The following is a 21599-nucleotide window of genomic DNA, read 5'->3' as shown; positions in this document are numbered from 1 at the left end:
TTTATATAATAAAAATATAGCTGATGTTTAAAGGTCAGGGGACAAACAATGATAAGATTTTTAGAGGACCACCAGAAGGAGATGCTTCGATTACTTGAAGAACTGGTCAATATTGATAGTGGAAGCCATGATAAAGCCGGTGTTGATAAAATAGGAAGATTACTGAAAGAGCTTTTTGAACAGCAAGGCTTTGTTGTTGATGAATACGCACAAGAAGATTACGGAAATCATTTACGTATTAGACATCGAGATGCCATTGACCCAAAAATAATAATTTTAGCACATATGGATACTGTGTTTCCGAAAGGTACTGTAAAGGAACGCCCTTTTCGTATAGAGGGTAACAAAGCATATGGACCTGGCGTAATCGATATGAAGGGCAGTCTTGTTTCTTTGTATTATGCTATGGTTGCTTTGCTCCAATTTAATTTAAGTGGTGTTAAAAATGTACAAATTTTCATCAATAGCGATGAAGAAGTTGGTTCTGTAACCTCCCGCCGGTTAATCGAACAATTTGCGCAAGGAAAAAAGTATGCATTAGTAATGGAACCAGCTCGCAAAAATGGATTTCTCGTTACATCCCGAAGAGGTAATGGAAGTTACACACTTGAAATCCATGGCAAGGCTGCTCATTCTGGCATTGAACCGGAAAAGGGAAGAAGTGCTATTGAAGAGTTAGCGCATAAAGTTATTCAATTGCATAAATTGTCCGATCCAGAACATGGCATTCATGTCAATGTTGGTGTGATAGAAGGTGGCTCGGCAGTAAATATTGTGTCGGACCATGCGATAGCCAAAATTGACATTCGTATTTCGGAAATGGAACAGTTGAAGTTGTTAAAACAAGAATTGGAGAAAATCTGCGCCACAACCGATGTCAATGGAACAACTGTTTCGTTACAGGGGCACATGAATAGACCACCAATGAAAAAGACGGAAAAGACGGAAAAGCTTTTATCGGTCATTAAAGAAGTTGGGGACATGATTGGTGTTGACATACACGACACAGCGACTGGTGGCGGTTCAGATGCTTCGTTTCCAGCAGCACTTGGAATTGCAACGATAGACGGCCTTGGACCTGTCGGGGGAAATGCTCACAGTGACAAAGAGTATTTGGACCTAGAATCACTCATCCCGCGAACCCAATTACTTGCAGAAACAATTCAACGGTTATCGGAAAAATAAGCAAAAAGATTGTTATCTTTCGTATAATATCATCGGAAGAAATCCATCCTACTCTTTGTAAAGCAGACAAGAAAGGGTGTAGGAAATGGACCAATCCATTGCATATCTTCATGAGGTTTTATCCAATTACACAGAAGAAAATAAGGCCGTCCAACATATTGATCACAAAATAGAAGCGAATGATTACCGTTCCGAACGTCAATTTGTCGAAGAATTAAGTCAAGGTGATGTGCAAATGTTACGACAAATTTTACTGAAGGAAATGCACCATGCGAACCAAGCGGGAGACCATGAGAGAGGCTATCAATTAAATGAGGTTTATGAACTGCTTTATTAACTATTGTTGATTATCACACGAATCTAGTGTAGCATAGACATAACAAACTATATATACAATAAATTAACCTTTAGGTGAAAAGCTAGTCCTTTCGGGGACTAGCTTTTCGTGCTTTAGTGAAGGTGAAGAAGAAAGTGATTGCTACACTTGCAATAGTGATCAAAGGTTTGTAAGTTTCTAATTTCTAATATGATGTGACGAAGGACTAAAAAGATGTTCAAAACCAAAATTGTAATAAAAGGGGGGCTAGCAACAACCATTGAATGCGTATGAGATAGTAAACATTAACATATTCAATAATTTAGATGGTTTAAAGAATTGGCTTGAAATATTAAGGATTGCTCAGCGGAGGATGAAGCTATCGATCATTCATGAATAAAAAAGAAAGCATTAGTTCAAAAGTTGGTTGATGTCTGAATGAAAAGGATGTTTAACTTTTGAGGACGTAGTTAAATAGATAGTTAAAGAGGAGATAAACCTATTTTATGCTAGATAACTGTCTTTTCAAAACCACTAAATTTCTAGCTTCCAGTTCCTTCTTAAGCATTTCAATAAATTCTGTGTCCAAATCTAATTCCAAAGCACTATAATAAGCTTCCATTAGTGAATGGTTATCTAGATTAATCATTTTTAATAAACTCCTTTTCCTTCACTTTTCATACTAAATTAATATACAACATTAAACACGTGTTGTAAAACGAATTTGTATAGATAGTATGAAAATTTTAAAAAGTAATATCTACTAAAAGAAAAGGATAAGGAAAAGCGCATGGAGCTAGACAGCTATTGGATTTTTTCTTATCTGTTAAAAAAAGTAGATCCCTTAGGAATCTACTTTTTCACATTTATACGGCATTATACTTTATTAGAAATCGTAGGGTATGCTCTAACGTTTGTTTTTCTTCTTTATTTAAAGGAATTAATGGAAGTCGGACACTACCAACATCAATACCAGCAATAGCTAAACCTTCTTTAACTGCAGTAGGATTAGGTGCCATGAATAACACTTTGATTACCGGTAATAGACTTTGGTGAATTCTAGCAGCCTGTTTCGTATCACCGTTTAAGTAACATTGGATCATTTGCTTCATATCATTACCGATAATATGTGAGGAAACAGATACAACTCCGGTACCGCCAATAGATAAAATTGGTAATGTCATACTATCGTCTCCGCTATAGACAGAAAAAGATTCACTTGTTTCACTAATAATCTTTGTTATCGCATCTAAATTACCACTTGCTTCCTTAACAGACACGATGTTATCTATTTGGGAGAGCTGGATAATAGTCTCAGGTTCTAATCCAACAACAGATCTTCCCGGAATATTATATAACATGACTGGAAGGCTAGTAGCATCAGCAATTGCCTTAAAATGTTGGTACATACCTTCTTGGGATGGCTTGTTATAATATGGTGTAACGAGCATTACTCCATCTACACCAATTGTTTCCGCCTGTTTCGTTAGTTCAATGGAGCCGCTTGTATTATTCGAGCCTGTACCGGCTATAATTGGAACCCGGTTTTTAACTACCTTTACAACAAACTTAAACAACGAAAGGACCTCTTCTTTTGACAGGGTAGGGGATTCTCCCGTAGTTCCTGCTACTACTAATGCATCCGTTCCATTTGCTAATAAATGATTAATAAGTACCTCTGTTTTGTCATAATCAATGTTTCCATTTTGGTCAAAAGGCGTTACCATTGCTGTAATTACACGACCAAAATTCATTGTCATCACCTCTATTCATAGTTTTAACAAAAATACAACAATTCAGACAGAAAGTATGAATAGAGGGTATCTCATCACAACGAAAGATGTAAGAAAACAAAAATGCAACAACGAGGGCTCGTTGTTGCATCAATGTACCGAACTTCATTATGATGCATGAGATAGCCCTCCATATAGCAACGTATAGCTATATGACAGCCCTGTACTTATTCAATACAGAACCAGTGACCAGAATAATGAGATTCTTATCACTTCGGCAAATTCCCCTTTCAGTAACCATTATTAGATCTCATTATCTTCCGGTTACTTACTGATGGTCTTTGCACCTCTATCCTCACTTCAATGATTTATTGAAGTAAAGCATATATAATTGTTTCTTAAACTATATCAGACATTAAAAGTCCATGCAATGGCATAACCAAAATTTATCAAGAATTTTTATCCATTTGCCAATCAGTTACCAAGGTTAAGAAATTCCTTTTAAAGGAGTTAGTGGTGCAGTTGGGTATGGTGGTTCCATCGTTTTTAACAGATATTCGTAGATTTTTGCTTCAAGGGCGATTCCTTGTTCGCGGATGCCATGATTTCCGAATAAAACATTAAACTCTAGAATATAAGCATTTCCATTTGAGAACACCACATCAAATCCAGCATGGTTTATATTTAATGCCTTAGCCACACGCAACACTAAGTCAAGTGCATCTTGTGGTATAAAGTCAAAACAAAGTTCCCCACCTTGTGCAACATTGTGAAGAAAAGCGCCTTCTTCTCCGACTCGCCAATAGGCGGCAACAACCTCATCCCCAACGACACAGACCCGTAAATCCTTGCCATCGTTCGGTAAATATTCTTGCACGTATAATACATCTAACATTGTCGCATGTAAACGAAAATCTTTTTCATTTTCGATTAAAAATACACCTTTCCCCATCGAATTTCGGGCATCTTTTAAAACAAATGGAAAAGGGAAGGTTTCAAGAATGTTAGCTCGATTTTGTTCCGTGTTTGCCAATATTTCAGTATAGGGAACATGTTGCTTAGCGACTGACCAAAGGGCACGCGTCATTTCAATTTTACTAAAGCCTAATTGAATCGATTCGATGCTTGGGAATAGAGGTTTTTTTAATCCATATGCTAGAAAAGTAGTTTGCCAGTTTTCAGGAAACAACAAAACATCTGCCTGACGGATAATCTCTATGTCTTTAAAACTGTGTTCAGGTTTAATGTATTTAATACCCGGAATCCCGATTGTTCGGAAAGGGTTGAATGAAATAAGGTTTAGCATTTCATTAGTTGCTCCTCAAAAAATAATCTTCCAAATGAGATTATTTTAGTTGGGAACATGCATAACGTCAAGCTTTTTTTCATCCAGCAACAACGTACCTGTATTAGTTATTTAGACACGCCGTAAAAGATGCAGATAATCCCGACAAAAATCCATATAATTTTCACGTAAGATATATCAGCAGCAATACTTAGTAGACCAATCGAAGTGGTGATAATAAGAATTAATGGACCAACAATGGCTAAAGAACTATTAATCAATAATGCTTTATCGACTTGATGTATTTTAAAAATTAAAAATGCTGCACTAATTTCTATCGTGCCCGATAACAGTCTTAACAGGGCCATCCCGAGAATGGCTTTATCCATGGTATCCCCCCTCGTCTTTTCTTATACGATATATATATGCAAAAGGAGAGGGATTGAGACGAGCCTAATTATTCCCTAGTCATAAGTTGCTGGTACAATCGGTTAATTTCTTCTGTTGGCGGCGTCTCTTGTAACCGACTAGTAGTTTTAGACATCTCTAAGCGTTGCATGAGACGATCTGCCTTCACAAACAGCTCTTCCCATCTGAATTCCCCGTTTTTAATCGCAAGCAAGAATTCTTTGTCTTTTTCTCTATTTACAATTAATTCTCCCGTTTCTAATAGTTCGATTGCCATGTGCAGTAATCGAAACAAATGCATGGCATGTTTTGATAATTTTGAGGGCGGCATCTTCGCTTTTTGCTTGTTTGTGTTTGCACGAAGAAGGTTGGAAAGACTTGTCGTTATTTTATGCAATTGAGAAAGGGTGATTTGATTGGTGGAAACGGATAGCTCAACACCTGGAATGCCATTTTGGGTTAGATAAATATTCTTTATTGTAAATCCCTTGGCCTGATTACTAAGACATGTTTCTAACCTTTTTTTAACGTTGTCTGTAGTAAACCGTGAGGCTGTTTCATTAGTTTTCTCGAGGCCTGATTTAATTCTTGTTAATTGATCTTTGGCATAACCTGCAAAAGAGTAGTAGCACTTTTTGGACAAAAAAAGCTGACGATGTTTGCGTAAAATTTCACCTTGAGTCGTTTGTTTGATAATCATCTCCTCTGGGACAAAAAGCAATTCCAGCATGGTTGGATTCTGCGCAAGAAATAAATTCATTGCTTTTTTTAAGGAATGGAATTCGATATCTGGTTGATGAAAGGTTTGTGTCTCCCATTCCTTATTCAAAGTAAATAACTGTTGAAGCGGAAGGATGACGATAGCTTTTTGATCAATATCACTATGAGGTGTGGCGAGTCCGTAGCTTTGTGAACCTGTGACGACTTGATAAATTGTGTGTGGTTGGAGCTCTTGAATAGTATAAGACAAATGTGTCACCCTTTTCTTTAATGGAATGTTTCAGTAGTAACATTTTTTCCTTCTAATTGGAAATGATACTACTAAAAGGACAAAAAGGGTGAATGAGCATATGCCTGAGCTACCAGAGATGGAGAATTATAAGCGCTTACTACATGAGCTAATCAAGGGAAAGGAAATAACAGATGTAGAAATAAACCGGGAAAAATCGATCAACATGAAGACTGAGGAATTTATTGATCGGGTTAAGCATCAAACGATTGAGTCGATTGAACGTAGAGCAAAACACTTACTATTTAATCTTAAGAATGGGGAAACACTTCTATTACATTTGATGTTAGGTGGTTGGATGTTTTACGGTTCGGAGCACGATAAGCCTGATCGAACGGTTCAAGTGCGATTGGAATTTGGTGACAATAGTTTACATTTCATTGGACTAAGACTAGGATATTTACATTTACTGAAAAAAGCAGAGTTAAAGGATGAGCTGGATGATTTAGGGCCAGAACCATTAGATATTAATTTCTCCCTTGATGCTTTTTTAGCAAAACTAGTTGAAAAAAGGGGAGTATTGAAAACGAGTTTGGTTGATCAACACTTTTTAGCCGGGATTGGAAACAGGTATTCGGATGAAATCTGCTGGGATGCGAAATTTCTACCAACCAAAAAGGTTGCTGATTTAGTTGATCAGGAACGCATCCAATTTTATCACTCGATAAAAGCTGTCTTAGAAAGAGCTGTCAACTTAGGAGGCTATATGGATGAGCCTTTGTATAAGGGAGATAATAAAACAGGTGGATTTCTTAACCATTTTAATGTGTATAAACTGGAAGGAAATCCGTGTAAACGGTGTGGAAACACGATAATTAGAGATGAGATTTCTTCAAGAAAGTCTTTCTATTGTACAGAATGTCAATCATAAAGGATGTAGGAGCGTTTTTTATGCGATTTGGAAGTCATGTAAGCATTAAAGAAGGATATTCAGGTGCGGCATTGCGGGCGATTGAAATGGGGGCTTTAGCGTTTCAATATTTCCCCAAAAACCCTAGAGCTCTATCCGTAAAAGAGTTTAATAAGCAGGATACGCTAGCATGCAGAAAAATTTCCGAGGAGAACAACCTGGTATCCATTTCTCATTCCCCCTATCCTACCAACCTCACGGCTACGAAGGAAAAACGACAACAGGTAATCGATTCCCTACTAAACGACTTAGATATATCAAATGCATGTGGATCGATAGGGGTTGTTGTTCATTTTGGTAAGCAGATGGAATCTTTGAACCGGGTGGAAAGCTATAAAGTAATGATTGATGCTCTTAACCAAGTTCTATCTGTTTGGGATGGTAGTTGTAAAATTTTGTTAGAGAATACTGCTGGCACGCCAGGCTCCATGGGCACAACAATGGAGGAGTTGGTCCAAATCAGAAAACTAACGGATAATCCTGAAAAGATTGGGTTTTGTCTTGATACATGCCATGCATTTTCAAGTGGGTTGTGGAATGGTGATAACCTGGACGAATTTATAGCAAAAGGGGAAGAGCTTTCTTTTTTTAATCATTTAGAAGCAATTCATTTAAATAATTCCAAGTATGCTACCGAATCTGGTAAGGATCGACACGCTAACCTGTTTGTTAACGGGTATATTAAAGAGAAACAACTCAAATCATTTATTTTGCAGCCTACGTTCAGAGATGTTCCATTTATTTTAGAAACGCCCGATGACGAAGGGATTAAACATGAGGAAGAGATTGCACACTTATATGAAAAATTCGGGTGAGTAAAACGGAGAAAAGCCTTACATCAAAAAAAGAGCACTAACTTTCTGTGCTCTTTTATTTTCTGGGATTTCTTTCAGCATATTTAATAAATTGTTGTTCATCTTCAATTAACCCACAAGCCCCACATTGGACTTTTTGGGTTGGTCCGTTATAAGGTGTGTGGAACATATCTAACGTACCATTCGAATAATCGTTGGTAATTTCACCAGACTGTGGATCTAATTTAACTGGTTTGGCAACTTGTTCAATAATATTGAACCTAGAACGATTTGTTTTACAGTTTGGACAAAGATATGGATTTGTCATCATATACACCTCCTCTTCTTTATTATCTCCTCGATTAGAATAACTATACAAGCTATTGTGGCTAGTTGTTAAAAAACAACTAATTGTGCAAGGAGGATAATGGAGGACATTAATTACGCAGATATTTTCTTCAATACGTTCTAGTTCTTGGCGGTGTATTCGTGTATGGAGGAATCTTTGTTTTAATTGCATGCATTAGCTTTTGGTCTGATAGTAAAACTAGTATCATGCCCATGATGTACAACATTGGTAACTATGGGCGCTATCCGGTAGACATTTATAATAAAGTGATCCGCTTTGTGTTAACATGGATTTTACCTTTTGCATTTGCTGGTGTATATCCTTCTGCCTATTTTCTAGGTAAAAGAAGGTTTGTATATCTATGCATTTTTAACACCTGTGGCACGCACCATGGAACAATTAGAGTCAAATCTAAGGAGCCGCTGGTTGGACGTTAACGAGTCAACAAATAGGAGAGAGTAATGTTTCATTGCTCACTCCTACTTCAAAAGAGTGGCCTATTCATTTCAATTTCTGTTTGGTGTCCCAATAATAGATGGTTGGAAGCCCCCAATAAAACCACATTTCTTGAACTACAGAAGTACTTACAAAAACAATAGCTTGTAAGTCAATTTCTTTCAAAGGAATCATCCTTTCTTAAAAGATAAGGGAGGATAAAAAAATCCAAGAGCAGTCTAGCTCCGGGCGCGACTTGCGCTTTTCTTATGTTAATAATTATATGGGAGCTAAATCTTGTCTAAGTACTGGTATTAAGAAATTGACTACTAATTTTTTAAAATAAAAATATGATACTAGTCCGATTTATATAGAAGGCTTTGGGAAACCATCAACAGCATGAGTGTTCCTGGATGTCCCTTAAATAATCGAAGGAGAGTTGATCGTTGTCAGCTCTCCTTCATTTTTATTTGGATAGTCATGAATTTGATATATTTTGTGAAAGGTAACAAGATTAGTAGAAAACAGAAGTTAAGCATATGAATCTTAACAAGTATAGGAGCTGTGAATAAAAATTCGATACCCTCGAAATTAAAAAGGAAAAGGTCAATCATTCATTCAATTACTGTGTGATTAATCCCTTGCGTAATTCCTGTACTTAAAGCTATGAAAGCGGGGGGGCAAGGCGCCCTGTGCTTTTCTTATCGTATGTAGGGGTTTTCCCTTAACCCGCATCTGTTTTCAGTAATATTATTATGTAAACTTTATTCATTTCAAAATCCATCGAGTTTCTTTCCCAGCCGATGATTATTACTTTTCACTTGTCATATGATTGGATAAAGTGATTAACAAGCAGATAAGGGAGGAACATTGGATGGACATGATTTTGTTACTTGGTGTGTTAATTCTGCTTTTTATTTTGGTGATTTTATTTATAAAGTCAAAAGTGACGTTGATAAAAACCTACTCGTTTTCAAACTTTATGGACCAAGATACAGAGGATAAACACGAAACGATTATGTCTTCTTATGTAGAAAAAGCAACTGATTTTGTTGAAGACGACAGCGGTACTGATTTTGACGGTGGGGATGGGGATGGGGAGTAGTCTAACCGATGATGAATCGATTTTTTTATAAATGATGGTAAAATAATTATTGTTGCAAAATTTTCGAGACAGACAAGAAAAGGTATATAATAGAGAAAACAATTAAGATTTGTAACAAGGTATCCATATTGTTTACCAATTGTAAGCGTTAATAAGAGGAGGGGCTATAGTGGAAATAAAGGTAGCTAAAATTGAACAAACGTTTGTCTCAGATCGTGTTTCGGATATTCCAACAACTGTTCAAAGAGAGGTTTGTAAAGATCAAATTAAAACGTTAATCAAACCAGGTATGAAGATCGCGATTACGGCAGGCAGTCGTGGCATTTCGAATATGGCTTTAATCATTAAAGAAATTGGAAAACAAGTGAAAACTCTTGGTGCAGATGCCTTTATCGTTCCAGCAATGGGTAGTCATGGTGGAGCCACTGCAGCAGGACAAGTCGACGTTTTGCACGCATTAGGGGTGACAGAAGAATATTGTGAAATGCCGATTTGCTCTGATATGGATGTAGTTGAACTTGGTAAAACTTCTGAGGGGATACCTGTATATCAAGACAAACTTACAAATACTACAGCAGACGGTGTTATTCTCGTGAACCGGATCAAGTCTCATACCGATTTCCATGGTAGTTATGAAAGTGGTTTAGTCAAAATGGCTGCAATAGGACACGGTAATCACAAACAAGCTCAAACCATTCATACGTATGGCGTCCACGGAATTCGTGACATCATGCCTACGGTTGGACAATTTGTTATTGAAAAGGGAAACGTCTTGTTTGGCATTGGAATTGTAGAAAATGGCTATGACCAAACAGCCATCATTGAAGCTATCCCCCAAAATGAAATTGTCAAACGGGAGAAAGAGCTACTTGAGAAAGCAAAAGCTTATATGCCAAAGTTACCAACGGACAAGATAGATATCTTATTTGTAGATGAGATTGGCAAGAATTATAGCGGAACCGGAATGGATACAAATATCATCGGACGGCTCAGAATTCTTGGTGAAACAGATGACTTTAAACCGGACATAAAGTATATCATTGCGGCTGACTTAAGTGATGCCTCTCATGGAAATGCTCTAGGTATAGGTTTAGCAGACTTAACAACAAGCAGACTATTTGACAAGATTGATTTTAAAACGATGAATGAAAATGTGATAACGAGTAGCTTTTTAGATCGAGCTAAAATTCCGATTGTCTTAGATAATGACAAACAGGCAATGGAAGCAGCACTAAGGGGGTCATGGGGCATACCTAAGGATAAAATTCGATTTATGCGAATAAAAAATACACTACATATTGAGCAAGTCATTGTTTCTGAGAGCATATTGGAAGAAATAAAGAATTTAGAAGGAATTAAAGTGATAGAAAATCTGCACCCATTGACATATAACGTTGAAGATAATTTGGAATAGACAACATTAGGTTACAATGCTATTGGAAAATTAGTCTTATTGAACAAGTAATTAACAAAAGATTTATGATCCTACCAAAAAATGTTCCATAGCGGATAGCGATTCATCTTTAAGGGAAAATAGTAGTTGACTAAGATGAAAAGGAGAAACATCCCTATGGATCATGATATGAATTATGGAGAAGATTATAAATTTATCCCAGCAACATCAGTTGGTAGTGGTGTAAGTGCGAAAGTTCTTCCTGATGTTATTTGCCATACGATACAGATAGTTAATATTGTGTTCATCGGAAATCCAAAAACGAATGAATTTGTACTGATTGATGCTGGGATGACACATGCAGCTGACGAAATTATTTCCGTAACTGAAAAATATTACGGTCGAAATAGTAGGCCAAAGGCAATTATTTTAACTCATGGTCACTTTGACCACGTCGGGTCCATTATTGAATTAATAGACCATTGGAACGTTCCGGTGTATGCCCATAAGTTTGAAATCCCTTTTTTAACAGGGGAACTCCGATATCCTAAGCCGGATGGATCGGTGGAGGGCGGATTGGTAGCGAAATTATCTCCATTGTTCCCGAATGAGCCAATTAATATTGGAACACACGTGGAGAAGCTACCTGCTGATGGAACTGTCCCTTATTTGCCAGAATTTAAATGGATTCATACACCCGGTCATTCACCAGGGCATATCTCTTTGTTTAGAGATTCAGATCGAACGTTGATTGCCGGGGATGCTTTTGTAACGGTAAAACAGGATTCACTTTATAAGGTTTTTACCCAAGAGAAAGAAATAAACGGTCCGCCAAGGTATTTGACTACAGACTGGAAAAGCGCCTGGGACTCGGTTGAAAAATTAGCTAAACTTAAGCCAATCCTCGCTGTCACTGGTCATGGTTTGCCAATGTCTGGCGAAGAACTAACTAGGAGTTTAGATAGGCTCGTTCAATTGTTTGATCAATTAGCCATTCCAGACTATGGGAAGTATGTAAACAAAAAGCATTAAAAGTATTGGCTGAAACCCTAAAACGATTTTATAATCAACAAAAAGCCGCTAACCTAAAGGGAGCCACAGAAAAGGAATGTCGTCCATAATAAAAACAATACTATAATTAGGGATAGACCTTAACGTATTTTACGTAGGGTTTATCCCTTTTTATTTTACTTAATTGGCAATAAAACACTATTCAAATAACAAAGTATTTAAAGTAAGATACGAAGGTGAGTTCTAATCACATTAGGGGGAATTTTTAATATGAGGGTTCAAGAGATTATTACCTCCGGTAATAAAAAGAGATATTTACTTGTAGACCAAAATGGGGAATTTGTAAAACCTGTTGTTAAGTTCCTAAAATATAAAGACAACACAGGTTCTGCTAGAAATACATTACGCTCCTACAGTTATGCATTGAAATTATTTTTTGAGTTTCTAGAGCAAAAGAAGGCAGATTACAGAGACATCGGAATTGATGATATGGCGGAATTTATTAGGTGGCTTCAAAATCCCTATCGGGATGTAAAGGTGACCAGCATATCCCCGATTGATACCAAAAAGAGAAAAGCCCGTACTATTAATATCTATTTAGACAAAGTCTATGCCTTTTATGATTATCTTATGAGGCATGAAGACCATGCATTGGATTTATCTGATCGACTGAAAAGGCAAATACTTGCTTCTCGTAGTAACTTCAAGGGATTTCTTCACCATACCCTTAACAATAAGACAAAAAGTTATAAGATATTGAGACTAAAAGAACCAAAGGAAAAGTTAAAAGTAATGACAGCAGAACAAGTACAAATATTGGTTTATGCATGTCAGAATATAAGGGATAAATTTTTACTGGCCCTTCTCTATGAGACAGGCATGCGGATTGGTGAAGCTCTATCACTCCATCTTTCTGATGTTCTTCCAGCGGCAAAGAAAGTCACTATATGTGATCGTGGGGAACTCATTAACGAGGCAGAAATTAAGACCGTATGTAGTCCTCGTACACTTGATATATCAAGTGAACTGGCTAACCTTTATCGAGCTTATATTTTAGATAGCCATACAGATGAGGTTGATACTAATTTTGTTTTCATAAAACTTATGGGCAAACAAAAGGGGTTTCCCCTTGACTATCAAGCCGTACAAGCACTTTTCACCCGTCTTAAATTTAAAACTGGAATAGATGCGACACCTCATATGTTGCGTCATACTAATATAACGGAGTTATGGAAGACAGGGGAAATGCGCCCAGAAACTCTTCAAAAGCGGGCAGGGCACGCCCATGTGCAGACAACTATTCAAATGTATGTTCACCCTTCTGACGAGGATATACGGAAGGATTGGGAAAATGCCATGGAACAAAAACAATTATGGGAGAAGAAAAATGATGACTAGAACTGCCTATCGACCTAGTGTAACAACTGAGAAAATGGCGATCATTCGTGGGCAATTACAAGGATATTTGGATAATGATGTATGGGATGTAACAGACCCCCTTTTTGAAAAATATGGTGGTGGCGATTCTTGGACCGGATTGCTAAAAAGAATAACCTTTTCGTCCTTACCCGTTTCAATTCGGGATGAGGTCAAATTCTTCTTCGCTAACCAATTAGTGAATGAGAGTCTATCCCTTAGTACGATGTTAAACTATTCATCTTCACTTGGGCAGCTAAATCTATTTTTGGAGAAATATTATCCTAGAATTGAAAGTTTAGTAGACATACCCTACACCCAGGGCTTGATGAAATACAAAACTACTTTGACAAACACAGGTATCAGAATAACGAACAAAGACGGTTATAATACTGCTCCTATCACTACTTTCAATTCAATTTTTAAGTTTTTATCACACTTCTACGATACAAGGGATGAGGTAGAGAAAGATGTATGGGATCTGCGAAAGATACCGAACGCCAGGTACACAATAAACAAAACCAGTTATCTGATTTCATTTGAAAAAATCCCTCCCTTATTCCGCCAAATTGTAAAAGACTATTGTATGTTCGCCTTAACATATTTAAGTCAAGGTAAACTTGCCGAGCAACTTAGAGGAATTAGTTGTTATATAGATTTCATTTATAAAAATTATCCAGATTGGAAGGATTTCAACCAATTAAAAAGACAGGACGTTGAAAAATATTTCATTTACTTTAACAAAAAAAATGCATCGTTAAGCGCAAGTTATAAATATAAGCTGCTTTCATCAGTAAAAAACTTTTTAGAGTATCTTCAGCGCTCTGAGCGTTCCGAATCCCCTTTAAAGTTTATAAGTACGTTGTTTTTCAAGGAAGATTTTCCCAAGATATCAAAACAGAATGAAAATCAAATCAAATATATTCCTGAAACCGTCATGAATCAATTGGAACTTCTTATAAAACTGAACCCATTGGAAATAACCCCACCGATGGATGATAATGAAAAGGAATATATTCCTATTGTAATGTTACTCATGGCTACTGGCTGGCGAATTAGTGATATTTTAAACCTTCGGTTCCAAAATTGTTTGATAACCACGAACAAAGGATATTATTTACAAGGGGATATTCCCAAAACAGATGTGAAAAACCATCGTGTTCCTATAGATAGGGAAATAGCAAAGATTATTCAATTCATAATCAAACAAACAGAAGACAAATCGACAAAGGAAAACAATCCCGAAGGGTATTTATTTGTTCGCACAAAAGGGAAACGTAGAGGTAAGCCTTTCACAGGAGCAAGCATACAAAATGCATTAAACCGTTGGGCTACAAGATACAACATTGTTGATCAAAACGGAGAAACTTATCATTTTGGAAATCATGCCTTCCGACATACAAAGGGCGTGGAATTAATTAACCTTGGGATGAATTTAACTCATATTATGAAATGGTTTGCGCATGCCTCACCAGAAATGACATTAATGTATGCCAAAATTGCGGATGATACACTTAGAAAAGAGTGGGAAAAGGCACAGGAAAAAAAGGGACCGCTCTTACGAGTTGATCTTGGGGACGCAAGAGTATCGGAAATGAATTTAGATGATGACCTGATTCATTGGGAATACATTCGGAGTAACATAGAGGCGGTTCGGGTTCCTTTAGGCTATTGTTTAGCGTCTAAGAAAGAGGGGTGTCCCTATGTAGTAACACCTTGTTTAACATGCCCAAACTTTTGTACAACACCCGAAAATCTTCCTGACTTTGAGAGGGAAATTGAAAAAATTGAAGAGCATATAGAAATGACGAAACAATACCCTATATACAACGAAAAGACAAAAGAGCAATTGACAAATCTGACGAAGATTAGGGATCAACTTAACGAAGGGAAAATGCATCGTGGCGACAGTGCTAGAAAAACGCTCTTACAAGCTCAAAAGGGAAAAGAAAGTGTAGTGATATAATGAAACACAAAAGGAATACGGATGCGGTAGTTGCATTTGCCAAACAGAAGAAAAAGGAAACCGCTGAAAAAGTTGACCAAGCGATAAAACAATTAATTAGTCAGAAAGAACGAATCAACTTCAATACTGTTGCCACTGCAGCAGAAGTTTCCAAGTCTTACCTTTACAACCAACCTGAGATAAGAAATAGGATTGAAATTATTCGTCAAAAACAACAGGAAGTGACATCTCCAAAGAATATAAAAAGAAATATGAATGACGAGAGCAAAGATAGTTTAATCCAAGTGTTTCAAGAACGTATTCGAGATTTAGAGAAAGAAAACAAGCAATTAAAAGAGGAAATTAAAAAGGTTAACGGAAAACTATACGAAAGTTTTTAAAAACCTACTCTGCGTAAAACTTGAAAAAAGAGTTCTCTCGTTGTGTATATATACATAACGTGAGAACCCTGATTTTTTGTACATTTTTATTTTTTTAGTCTTGATTTCGAACAGGGTGCTTTTTCTGTGGCATCCGGGCTTGGCATTTGGCATGTAATCTTTTACTTCGTTTACAAAGACACTCCAAGGAATCCTCTCGTTAATTGAAAATCAATGTTTCCATGCTTGAATAACTTTGGAGTGTACCTGTACTCCAACGTATCTTTACATCGGTTTAATATAGCAGCAATCCAAGTAGTTGGATCTCCAGTAAGAAACAGATCTAAATCATTGCCGTTTTTCTCATTGATGGTTTCCGATGTTGTCATCTGTAGCATCGGAACAAACGGATGGGTTTGCAAGGGTCGGTCATTCGTTAAGACAATCATTAACTCTACACCTGTGGCAGCGAGTCCAGTAATCGTCTCGACCCAATGAGTCGTTGGTGTCTCCATAATATGAAACCCATTTTTATTCACATGCTCACCGTAGGATAACGAAGGGGAGACAGTTTTGTCCGAAAGCAAATGATTCAGGTACCCTTCTTCCAAGAGAAGTGGACTGTTTTCCGGGACAACAGTCAGCCCGCCTTGTTTAACAATCAGTTTGGTAAGGGTTGAAAGTTGTTCTGCCGCTTTGTTTGTCATAGGCCCATCGATAAGTAATCCAATGTTTAGTCCTTCTAACCCAATTGCTGTCTTTTTACTTGGCTTAGAACGTTCTAGTTGTTTATCAAACCAAGCTTCGACCTTTTTCGTTACTTTGTCAATCCCGCCATCACCTTGAATACTGGCAAATCCTAACTGATGTTGGTTAATCCCGAGCTCTGTCATCTTATTTTTCATATAATCATTATGTGTTTTTTCACATCCATGCTCTAATAATAGACAAGACTTGACCAATGGATGGGTAACATAGCTAAGCATTGTTCGAGTGTACGTTTCTTCTGAATCTCCCGCCGAATTTCCACATCCTTCTGTATGGGCCAAGGACACAAATCGTAACAAGCCGTTCGATTTGCCGATTGCTTGTTCATTTAAACGATTAGCAATCAAATTGCCTACTTGACCAGAACAAAGGCTCGTCGGTAAAATCAATCCAACGGAACCATCCTGATTTTTTGAAAAGCTGAAAGGAAAAGAAGCTACGGTTGTTTGGTCTATTGGAACCGGTTCACCGGATGGCTTTGGCTTATGGAGCAAGGTAGCAAGGTTTGAATCATCTGTTTGCTGCCAGTTTCGCCAAATCTGGACCTGGACATGACCGGCCTTCTCACCAACGCTACGTTTCCCTGAAGCTGTTTCTACTGTCAGTGCGAGCGCATTTTTCCCTAACTCATCCATCGAAATACCATCTAGATATGCTCCTGCATTTATATCCATATCTTTCGATAATAATTGATAGCGTTTCGAAGTTGTTACAACCTTTAACGTAGGGACAAAAGGAAAATTGGTTATCGAGCCATTACCCGTTGTGAAAAAAATTAGATTACAGCCAGACGCCACTTGACCTGCCACACTTTCCAAATCATTCCCCGGACTGTCCATAAAATGAAATCCCGATGGTTGCATACGCTCACCATAATCAATCACATAATCTAAACGAGTGTCCGGGTCCTTTTTTCGGGCAGCTCCAATCGATTTAAGGAAAATATTATACAACCCCCGATATTTATTGCCACCAGAAGGATTTCCTTCAGCATTTGCGCCATGCCAAGCAGATTGTTCTTTAAATTGTTCAACAAGCGATAAAAACTTCTGTGCCGTTTCGATATTCCGAACTTTTTGTAATACGTAAGGTTCAGCGCCAATTAATTCATCTGTTTCAGCTAAGTTTGCAGCCCCTCCATAACGAACAATCTCCTTTGATAACCAACCAAGAAGGGGGTTGGCTGAAATACCCGAAAAAGCATCAGATCCCCCGCACTGTAGGGCAATCTTCAGGTTGCTAATGGATTCTGGTGTGCGTTTCATATCGTTAACAATCGGTAACCAATTTCGGACAATTTGTTCACCCTCCTTGAGGCTTTCTTGAAAATCACCTGTTAAAAAGAACGAATGGTGAATGACATCATCAATCGGGTAGTGGTGCTTTCGTGCATAATCGATGACCATTTGATTGGTGACTGGTTCTTGTTTGTCTCCAACTAATAGAATGGCACCAACATTCGGGTTAACGATAAATCCAGCTAACGTGCGCAACAGTAATGATAAGTTATTAGGATGCTCTGTACTTCCTTCTGTATGTGCAATGGGGACAACTCCATCAATTTGAGGATAATTGCTTATCTCTTGTCTAAATTGATTCGCGAGTTGCTTGACATAACTACCTGTTCTTGACGTGATTCCTAATAAAACGATGGTATTTCTAGTACCAACCCCACGTAATTCCCTGCGATAGCCCATAAAGGTTGGGGGATTGGCATGGGTGGGAAGTGGGGGAGCTGGTTTAAATGTTGCCTCATTTAAAATAAATGATTCCATTTGATCAGTGAAATTTGGTTCTTCTGGTAGTGGGAAAGCTAATGACCGTACTTGCAGCGCTTCCAACGCTCCCTGGTTAATGACATAATTCCCTGGTTCGATTGGATGTTTAGCTATACCAAACGGTAATTCAAAGGAAAGGAGGGCATCACCTGGAGGGATTGCTTTAACAGCAAATCGATGTCCTTCCATTACAGTATAATCTATCGTTAGTTCTTGTCCTTGATAGGTAATCATCGTACCTGCCCTAAGTTTTCGAGTAGCAATGGCAACATTGTCACCAGGCAGAGGGAGTCGTGCAACCTCTTCGAATTTAAATTGTAACTTCATCCTAAAACCCCTTTTTAAAAAATTTATTAAGCGCTTTCAATGGATAAGAACATTCTACCATAACTTTTTGACGGTGAAAGAAAAAATGTCTCATCGACAATAAAAACCGCTGAGATTTAGGGAACCTTTTTTGGTGAAGGGATGTTAAAATAATTCGTAGATAGAATTGAGGAAACTGTCGTGAAGGAAAGCATAGCTTTGTTCGTTTGAAATATGGTAGGGGGGAAGCGCATGTGGAAACTAGTCCATGGGAAATTAGTTCAAACAACAGATCACTCAAGGGTTAAATTTAGGACAAACATTAGTAAGGCAATACTTGACCAGTTACATGACATTGCGCAGGAAAACGATACGTATGTCAATTATTTACTGGAGACTGGACTCGAACATGTTTTAGCAGCTGACGTTATAACATTTAATAAACAACTGAGGCCAAAAGATCGCATTCAGTACAAAACAACCTATGACAAGGAGTTGTTAGAAGAAGTTAAAAACTTTGCTGCCAAAAATAATTTATTTATTAATGACGTGATTGAATTCAGTGTAGATTATATTGATATAAAAAAAAGTAAAGATAGAAGTTATAAAAATCGAACGGAGATATAGGTTACGCAATAATAAAAAAACCGTGTGGATAGTCACCACACGGTTTTATGGAGTGTTACGCGAAATTTATTGTTGTTGGTCGCCGCCGTTAGGTCCTGACTGGAAAGACTGTTCATTTTTACGTCTTACTTCTTGAGCGTCTGTTCCTGCCACACCGTTGGCACTTGTGAACGACTGACTATTGGAGTATTGATTTTGGTTGGTACCGAATGATTGTTGCTGACTAGAGAATGACTGTTGTCCATTACCGCCATTCGGTCCTGCTTGGAACGATTGTTGGTTTTGGCTTCGTACTTCTTGTGCATCTGTGCCAGCAAAACCACTTTGTGAGCCAGTAGACATGGATTGACCATTAGAAATTGCTTGGCTGCTTGTTACAGATTGTTGTTCGGCACCACCATTTGGACCTTCTTGAAAAGATTGTTGGTTTCTACGTCTAACTTCTTGACCATCCGTACCAGCAAAGCTTTTTTGTCCAAAGTTGTTTGAGTTGTTCATTTCAATACCCCCAATAAATTATTTCGTGCAACAGGCATAGATTATGTTTTTACACAAATTCTATCCGTGAAAAATTAAAAAATATTGCTGAAAAATACGTATAAGCATACCAGGTAGGTATAGTGAAGAATCCTGAATAAATTACTGCTTTTAAAGGAGATAATCATTAAAACAAATCGAAATAAAGTAAAGTCAAAATCTTCGATAGAAATACAGGGGAACCAATGTGGTGGTTATGTAAAGAGTGGGCTTCAACGGAAATAGGGTTAGAAACTAGCATGTTTATAAAAATCTTACAACGCCCCGAACATAATATATATTATAGGAAGTAAACGTTGAAAGTAGTGTTAGGTCTCACAACCCTAGAATTACCGGGATATTGAGACGAAATTGAATTTTTGAGAATTTTCTTTCGTTCCTATAACAATCATTATTGAGAAGTTCGAGCGCGCTACTTCCCAATAATCTTTTGGACCGTCTTCGTAACTTCATTGGATGGTCTAATAAGTCTTAGACCCAGTAATTGTTGGTACGTCCAAATAACAAAATTTTTGGAGGTCGTTACCATGGAATTTCAACAAGCATTAGACGAACTTTTACTGTATTTGGAAGTTGAACAAAATTATTCAAAAAACACTGTTGGCAGCTATGACAGTGAGAGTCTTTTTTTTTGTATTATATTGACAAACACCGTAGAGAAAGACACTTACCCTTATAATTTATACTTATCTTTTACTTCTAACTTCATCTGCCTTTTTCCCATAAAAAGCATATGGGTCCTCAATTGTATTATTTCCAAATATATATCCCCAAAATCCATTCTGCAATTGACCACCTGCACCTACGGTCATCTTATTTCTAACATATTTGGGAAAATACTCGGATAGTATTCTTTCGCTCAACCCATATGTTGATTTCCATTCTTCTATCTTTTCATTGATCTTGTTAATTTCCTCTTCCTTGTACTTTTCAATAAAAGATTTAGTTAATTCATCACTTTTTCCGATATGCTCTATAAATATATTCTTAACTTCATCTATATTCGAGTCTTGACTATTTTGAACATCTTTCTTAATTGCATCTAGAATTTCACTAAGAACATCCTCTGATAATGATATCCCTGTTAGAATACACGCATTTGCAGCATCTTTAATTAGACGCTTTAAATTATGTCCTGCTTTCTTTCCATTAATACTGCAACCATCTCTATATAACGTGATAGCTGCCTTCATATTAGAAATCAGCACATAGCTATTATTATTAGACTCTAAATTATATTTTTTTAACATTTTCATAGAGTTAAAATAGAGTTCAGTTTCATATACTGAATTTACATTATTTATTATAAAGTGAATGCGTTCTGTAAAGACAATCCCGTCAATTTTAGCTGAATCATTCTCTCTATCTAACAGGACTATGTTACATAGACCTATTACTCCACCGTTATATAAGTATATGAATCGCATATAATATGCGTCATTAGTTAAAGGGATATTTTTTGCTAACATATCCTCTCTTACAAAAGGTATTACATTAGGAAACTGTTTTTTTGTTAAGCTAACTAAATCAGTATGATCTTCATTAACAACAACATATACACTGTCAGAGTTTAAACCAACTTGTTCAAATAATCCTTTAATACTATGCAGAACATCCTTAATATTAACAGGAGTAGTTTTATAATACCCTATTAAGTTTTGTAGCGGTACTGATAATGGTGAAGTGCTTATCATATCGGGATCACAATATCTATAACATTCCTGATTAACAAAAAAAGAATCGGTGCTTCTTTCAATAAACTCTTCTTCTGCTACCAGGTAAGGTGAAAAGGTAAAGAACGGCGGTTCTTCCCTGTTAAGAAACAATGGATTAGGCTTTTTCTCTATATAATTGTTATTCTCTAAATTTTTTTTTATTATATCGATTGTTGTGTTGATATTCATAAGTA

Annotated in this window: 21 protein-coding genes, 1 pseudogene and 1 riboswitch; of the genes and pseudogenes, 12 read left to right on the top strand and 10 right to left on the bottom strand. The window is 37.1% G+C overall.

Going from position 1 to position 21599, the window contains the following annotated elements:
* Positions 1-48: 48 nt before the first annotated feature.
* Both NC799_RS04830 and NC799_RS04825 read left to right on the top strand, forming a co-directional pair.
* Complete coding sequence (locus NC799_RS04830; RefSeq protein ID WP_272445243.1) at positions 49-1185, top strand: M20 family metallopeptidase; 1137 nt, start codon at positions 49-51, stop codon at positions 1183-1185.
* A gap of 85 nt (positions 1186-1270) precedes the next feature.
* Positions 1271-1522: a sporulation protein gene (locus NC799_RS04825; protein ID WP_272445242.1), complete on the top strand. Its 252-nt coding sequence runs from the start codon at positions 1271-1273 to the stop codon at positions 1520-1522.
* Positions 1523-2000: 478 nt separating this feature from the next.
* Here NC799_RS04825 and sda read toward each other — a convergent pair whose 3' ends face one another.
* The 5 genes from sda to NC799_RS04800 form a co-directional block, all read right to left on the bottom strand.
* Positions 2001-2150, bottom strand: a complete 150-nt coding sequence (gene sda, locus NC799_RS04820; protein ID WP_272445241.1) for a sporulation histidine kinase inhibitor Sda — start codon at positions 2148-2150, stop codon at positions 2001-2003.
* Positions 2151-2367: 217 nt separating this feature from the next.
* Positions 2368-3255 carry a 4-hydroxy-tetrahydrodipicolinate synthase gene (gene dapA / locus NC799_RS04815; RefSeq protein WP_272445240.1) on the bottom strand — a complete coding sequence of 296 codons (888 nt, stop codon included), beginning with the start codon at positions 3253-3255 and terminating at the stop codon, positions 2368-2370.
* Positions 3256-3409: 154 nt separating this feature from the next.
* A riboswitch (Lysine riboswitch) is annotated at positions 3410-3594 on the bottom strand.
* Between the two features lie 127 nt (positions 3595-3721).
* A complete protein-coding gene (locus tag NC799_RS04810) occupies positions 3722-4540 on the bottom strand; it encodes an ATP-grasp domain-containing protein (protein WP_272445239.1) in 819 nt (272 codons plus the stop codon).
* A 107-nt stretch (positions 4541-4647) separates the two neighbouring features.
* Positions 4648-4908 carry a YqhV family protein gene (locus NC799_RS04805; RefSeq protein WP_272445238.1) on the bottom strand — a complete coding sequence of 87 codons (261 nt, stop codon included), beginning with the start codon at positions 4906-4908 and terminating at the stop codon, positions 4648-4650.
* Positions 4909-4976: 68 nt separating this feature from the next.
* The gene (locus tag NC799_RS04800; RefSeq protein ID WP_272445237.1) at positions 4977-5897 is read right to left on the bottom strand and encodes a nucleotidyltransferase domain-containing protein; all 921 of its coding nucleotides are present in this window, start codon (positions 5895-5897) and stop codon (positions 4977-4979) included.
* Positions 5898-5997: 100 nt separating this feature from the next.
* On the opposite strand from NC799_RS04800, the gene NC799_RS04795 reads away from it, so the two are divergent.
* A complete protein-coding gene (locus NC799_RS04795) occupies positions 5998-6807 on the top strand; it encodes an Fpg/Nei family DNA glycosylase (protein ID WP_272445236.1) in 810 nt (269 codons plus the stop codon).
* 20 nt (positions 6808-6827) lie between these two features.
* Positions 6828-7661, top strand: coding sequence for a deoxyribonuclease IV (locus tag NC799_RS04790; RefSeq protein WP_272445234.1), 834 nt, complete (start codon positions 6828-6830; stop codon positions 7659-7661).
* 55 nt (positions 7662-7716) lie between these two features.
* Here NC799_RS04790 and NC799_RS04785 read toward each other — a convergent pair whose 3' ends face one another.
* Positions 7717-7968, bottom strand: coding sequence for a DNA alkylation repair protein (locus NC799_RS04785; RefSeq protein WP_272445232.1), 252 nt, complete (start codon positions 7966-7968; stop codon positions 7717-7719).
* Between the two features lie 137 nt (positions 7969-8105).
* Between NC799_RS04785 and NC799_RS04780 the strand changes: the two are divergent.
* Positions 8106-8370: pseudogene (locus tag NC799_RS04780) on the top strand (ABC-2 family transporter protein); the annotation flags it as partial.
* A gap of 503 nt (positions 8371-8873) precedes the next feature.
* On the opposite strand, the gene NC799_RS18475 reads toward NC799_RS04780, so the two are convergent.
* Positions 8874-9038: a respiratory nitrate reductase subunit gamma gene (locus NC799_RS18475; protein ID WP_465248823.1), complete on the bottom strand. Its 165-nt coding sequence runs from the start codon at positions 9036-9038 to the stop codon at positions 8874-8876.
* Between the two features lie 260 nt (positions 9039-9298).
* On the opposite strand from NC799_RS18475, the gene NC799_RS04775 reads away from it, so the two are divergent.
* The 6 genes from NC799_RS04775 to NC799_RS04750 all read left to right on the top strand — a co-directional run bounded on the left by NC799_RS04775 (position 9299) and on the right by NC799_RS04750 (position 15695).
* Entirely contained in the window at positions 9299-9529 is a 231-nt protein-coding gene (locus NC799_RS04775; RefSeq protein ID WP_272445231.1) for a hypothetical protein, read from the top strand.
* A 169-nt stretch (positions 9530-9698) separates the two neighbouring features.
* Positions 9699-10943 carry a nickel pincer cofactor-dependent isomerase, group 22 gene (locus NC799_RS04770; RefSeq protein WP_272445230.1) on the top strand — a complete coding sequence of 415 codons (1245 nt, stop codon included), beginning with the start codon at positions 9699-9701 and terminating at the stop codon, positions 10941-10943.
* A 156-nt stretch (positions 10944-11099) separates the two neighbouring features.
* A complete protein-coding gene (locus NC799_RS04765) occupies positions 11100-11954 on the top strand; it encodes an MBL fold metallo-hydrolase (RefSeq protein ID WP_272445229.1) in 855 nt (284 codons plus the stop codon).
* 249 nt (positions 11955-12203) lie between these two features.
* Positions 12204-13331, top strand: a complete 1128-nt coding sequence (locus NC799_RS04760) for a tyrosine-type recombinase/integrase (RefSeq protein ID WP_272445227.1) — start codon at positions 12204-12206, stop codon at positions 13329-13331.
* Positions 13321-15315: a tyrosine-type recombinase/integrase gene (locus NC799_RS04755; protein WP_272445226.1), complete on the top strand. Its 1995-nt coding sequence runs from the start codon at positions 13321-13323 to the stop codon at positions 15313-15315. The genes NC799_RS04760 and NC799_RS04755 overlap by 11 nt, the downstream gene beginning before the upstream one ends.
* Positions 15315-15695 carry a DUF6262 family protein gene (locus tag NC799_RS04750; protein WP_272445225.1) on the top strand — a complete coding sequence of 127 codons (381 nt, stop codon included), beginning with the start codon at positions 15315-15317 and terminating at the stop codon, positions 15693-15695. The genes NC799_RS04755 and NC799_RS04750 overlap by 1 nt, the downstream gene beginning before the upstream one ends.
* Positions 15696-15865: 170 nt before the next feature.
* Here NC799_RS04750 and NC799_RS04745 read toward each other — a convergent pair whose 3' ends face one another.
* Positions 15866-18547: a UxaA family hydrolase gene (locus NC799_RS04745; protein ID WP_272445224.1), complete on the bottom strand. Its 2682-nt coding sequence runs from the start codon at positions 18545-18547 to the stop codon at positions 15866-15868.
* Positions 18548-18778: 231 nt separating this feature from the next.
* Between NC799_RS04745 and NC799_RS04740 the strand changes: the two genes are divergently transcribed.
* Positions 18779-19153 (top strand): rRNA methyltransferase, encoded by a 375-nt coding sequence (locus NC799_RS04740; RefSeq protein WP_272445223.1) that lies wholly within the window; start codon positions 18779-18781, stop codon positions 19151-19153.
* A 66-nt stretch (positions 19154-19219) separates the two neighbouring features.
* Here the strand turns inward: NC799_RS04740 and NC799_RS04735 are convergent, their stop codons facing one another.
* Both NC799_RS04735 and NC799_RS04730 read right to left on the bottom strand, forming a co-directional pair.
* Positions 19220-19651: a hypothetical protein gene (locus NC799_RS04735; protein ID WP_272445222.1), complete on the bottom strand. Its 432-nt coding sequence runs from the start codon at positions 19649-19651 to the stop codon at positions 19220-19222.
* A 725-nt stretch (positions 19652-20376) separates the two neighbouring features.
* Entirely contained in the window at positions 20377-21594 is a 1218-nt protein-coding gene (locus NC799_RS04730) for a hypothetical protein (protein ID WP_272445221.1), read from the bottom strand.
* Between the last annotated feature and the right edge of the window lie 5 nt (positions 21595-21599).

This window comes from Aquibacillus salsiterrae (genome assembly GCF_028416595.1).
GTDB lineage: Bacteria > Bacillota > Bacilli > Bacillales > Amphibacillaceae > Aquibacillus_A > Aquibacillus_A salsiterrae.
The sequence above is the reverse complement of the archived record's forward strand: the minus strand, read 5'-3'. Positions and strand labels throughout refer to the sequence as shown.

Coding starts and splice junctions, on each gene's coding strand:
- NC799_RS04830 (WP_272445243.1), top strand. CDS start 49: ATGATAAGATTTTTAGAGGACCACCAGAAGGAGATGCTTCGATTACTT.
- NC799_RS04825 (WP_272445242.1), top strand. CDS start 1,271: ATGGACCAATCCATTGCATATCTTCATGAGGTTTTATCCAATTACACA.
- sda (WP_272445241.1), bottom strand. CDS start 2,150: ATGATTAATCTAGATAACCATTCACTAATGGAAGCTTATTATAGTGCT.
- dapA (WP_272445240.1), bottom strand. CDS start 3,255: ATGAATTTTGGTCGTGTAATTACAGCAATGGTAACGCCTTTTGACCAA.
- NC799_RS04810 (WP_272445239.1), bottom strand. CDS start 4,540: ATGCTAAACCTTATTTCATTCAACCCTTTCCGAACAATCGGGATTCCG.
- NC799_RS04805 (WP_272445238.1), bottom strand. CDS start 4,908: ATGGATAAAGCCATTCTCGGGATGGCCCTGTTAAGACTGTTATCGGGC.
- NC799_RS04795 (WP_272445236.1), top strand. CDS start 5,998: ATGCCTGAGCTACCAGAGATGGAGAATTATAAGCGCTTACTACATGAG.
- NC799_RS04790 (WP_272445234.1), top strand. CDS start 6,828: ATGCGATTTGGAAGTCATGTAAGCATTAAAGAAGGATATTCAGGTGCG.
- NC799_RS04785 (WP_272445232.1), bottom strand. CDS start 7,968: ATGACAAATCCATATCTTTGTCCAAACTGTAAAACAAATCGTTCTAGG.
- NC799_RS18475 (WP_465248823.1), bottom strand. CDS start 9,038: ATGATTGACCTTTTCCTTTTTAATTTCGAGGGTATCGAATTTTTATTC.
- NC799_RS04775 (WP_272445231.1), top strand. CDS start 9,299: ATGGACATGATTTTGTTACTTGGTGTGTTAATTCTGCTTTTTATTTTG.
- NC799_RS04765 (WP_272445229.1), top strand. CDS start 11,100: ATGGATCATGATATGAATTATGGAGAAGATTATAAATTTATCCCAGCA.
- NC799_RS04760 (WP_272445227.1), top strand. CDS start 12,204: ATGAGGGTTCAAGAGATTATTACCTCCGGTAATAAAAAGAGATATTTA.
- NC799_RS04755 (WP_272445226.1), top strand. CDS start 13,321: ATGATGACTAGAACTGCCTATCGACCTAGTGTAACAACTGAGAAAATG.
- NC799_RS04750 (WP_272445225.1), top strand. CDS start 15,315: ATGAAACACAAAAGGAATACGGATGCGGTAGTTGCATTTGCCAAACAG.
- NC799_RS04745 (WP_272445224.1), bottom strand. CDS start 18,547: ATGAAGTTACAATTTAAATTCGAAGAGGTTGCACGACTCCCTCTGCCT.
- NC799_RS04740 (WP_272445223.1), top strand. CDS start 18,779: ATGTGGAAACTAGTCCATGGGAAATTAGTTCAAACAACAGATCACTCA.
- NC799_RS04735 (WP_272445222.1), bottom strand. CDS start 19,651: ATGAACAACTCAAACAACTTTGGACAAAAAAGCTTTGCTGGTACGGAT.
- NC799_RS04730 (WP_272445221.1), bottom strand. CDS start 21,594: ATGAATATCAACACAACAATCGATATAATAAAAAAAAATTTAGAGAAT.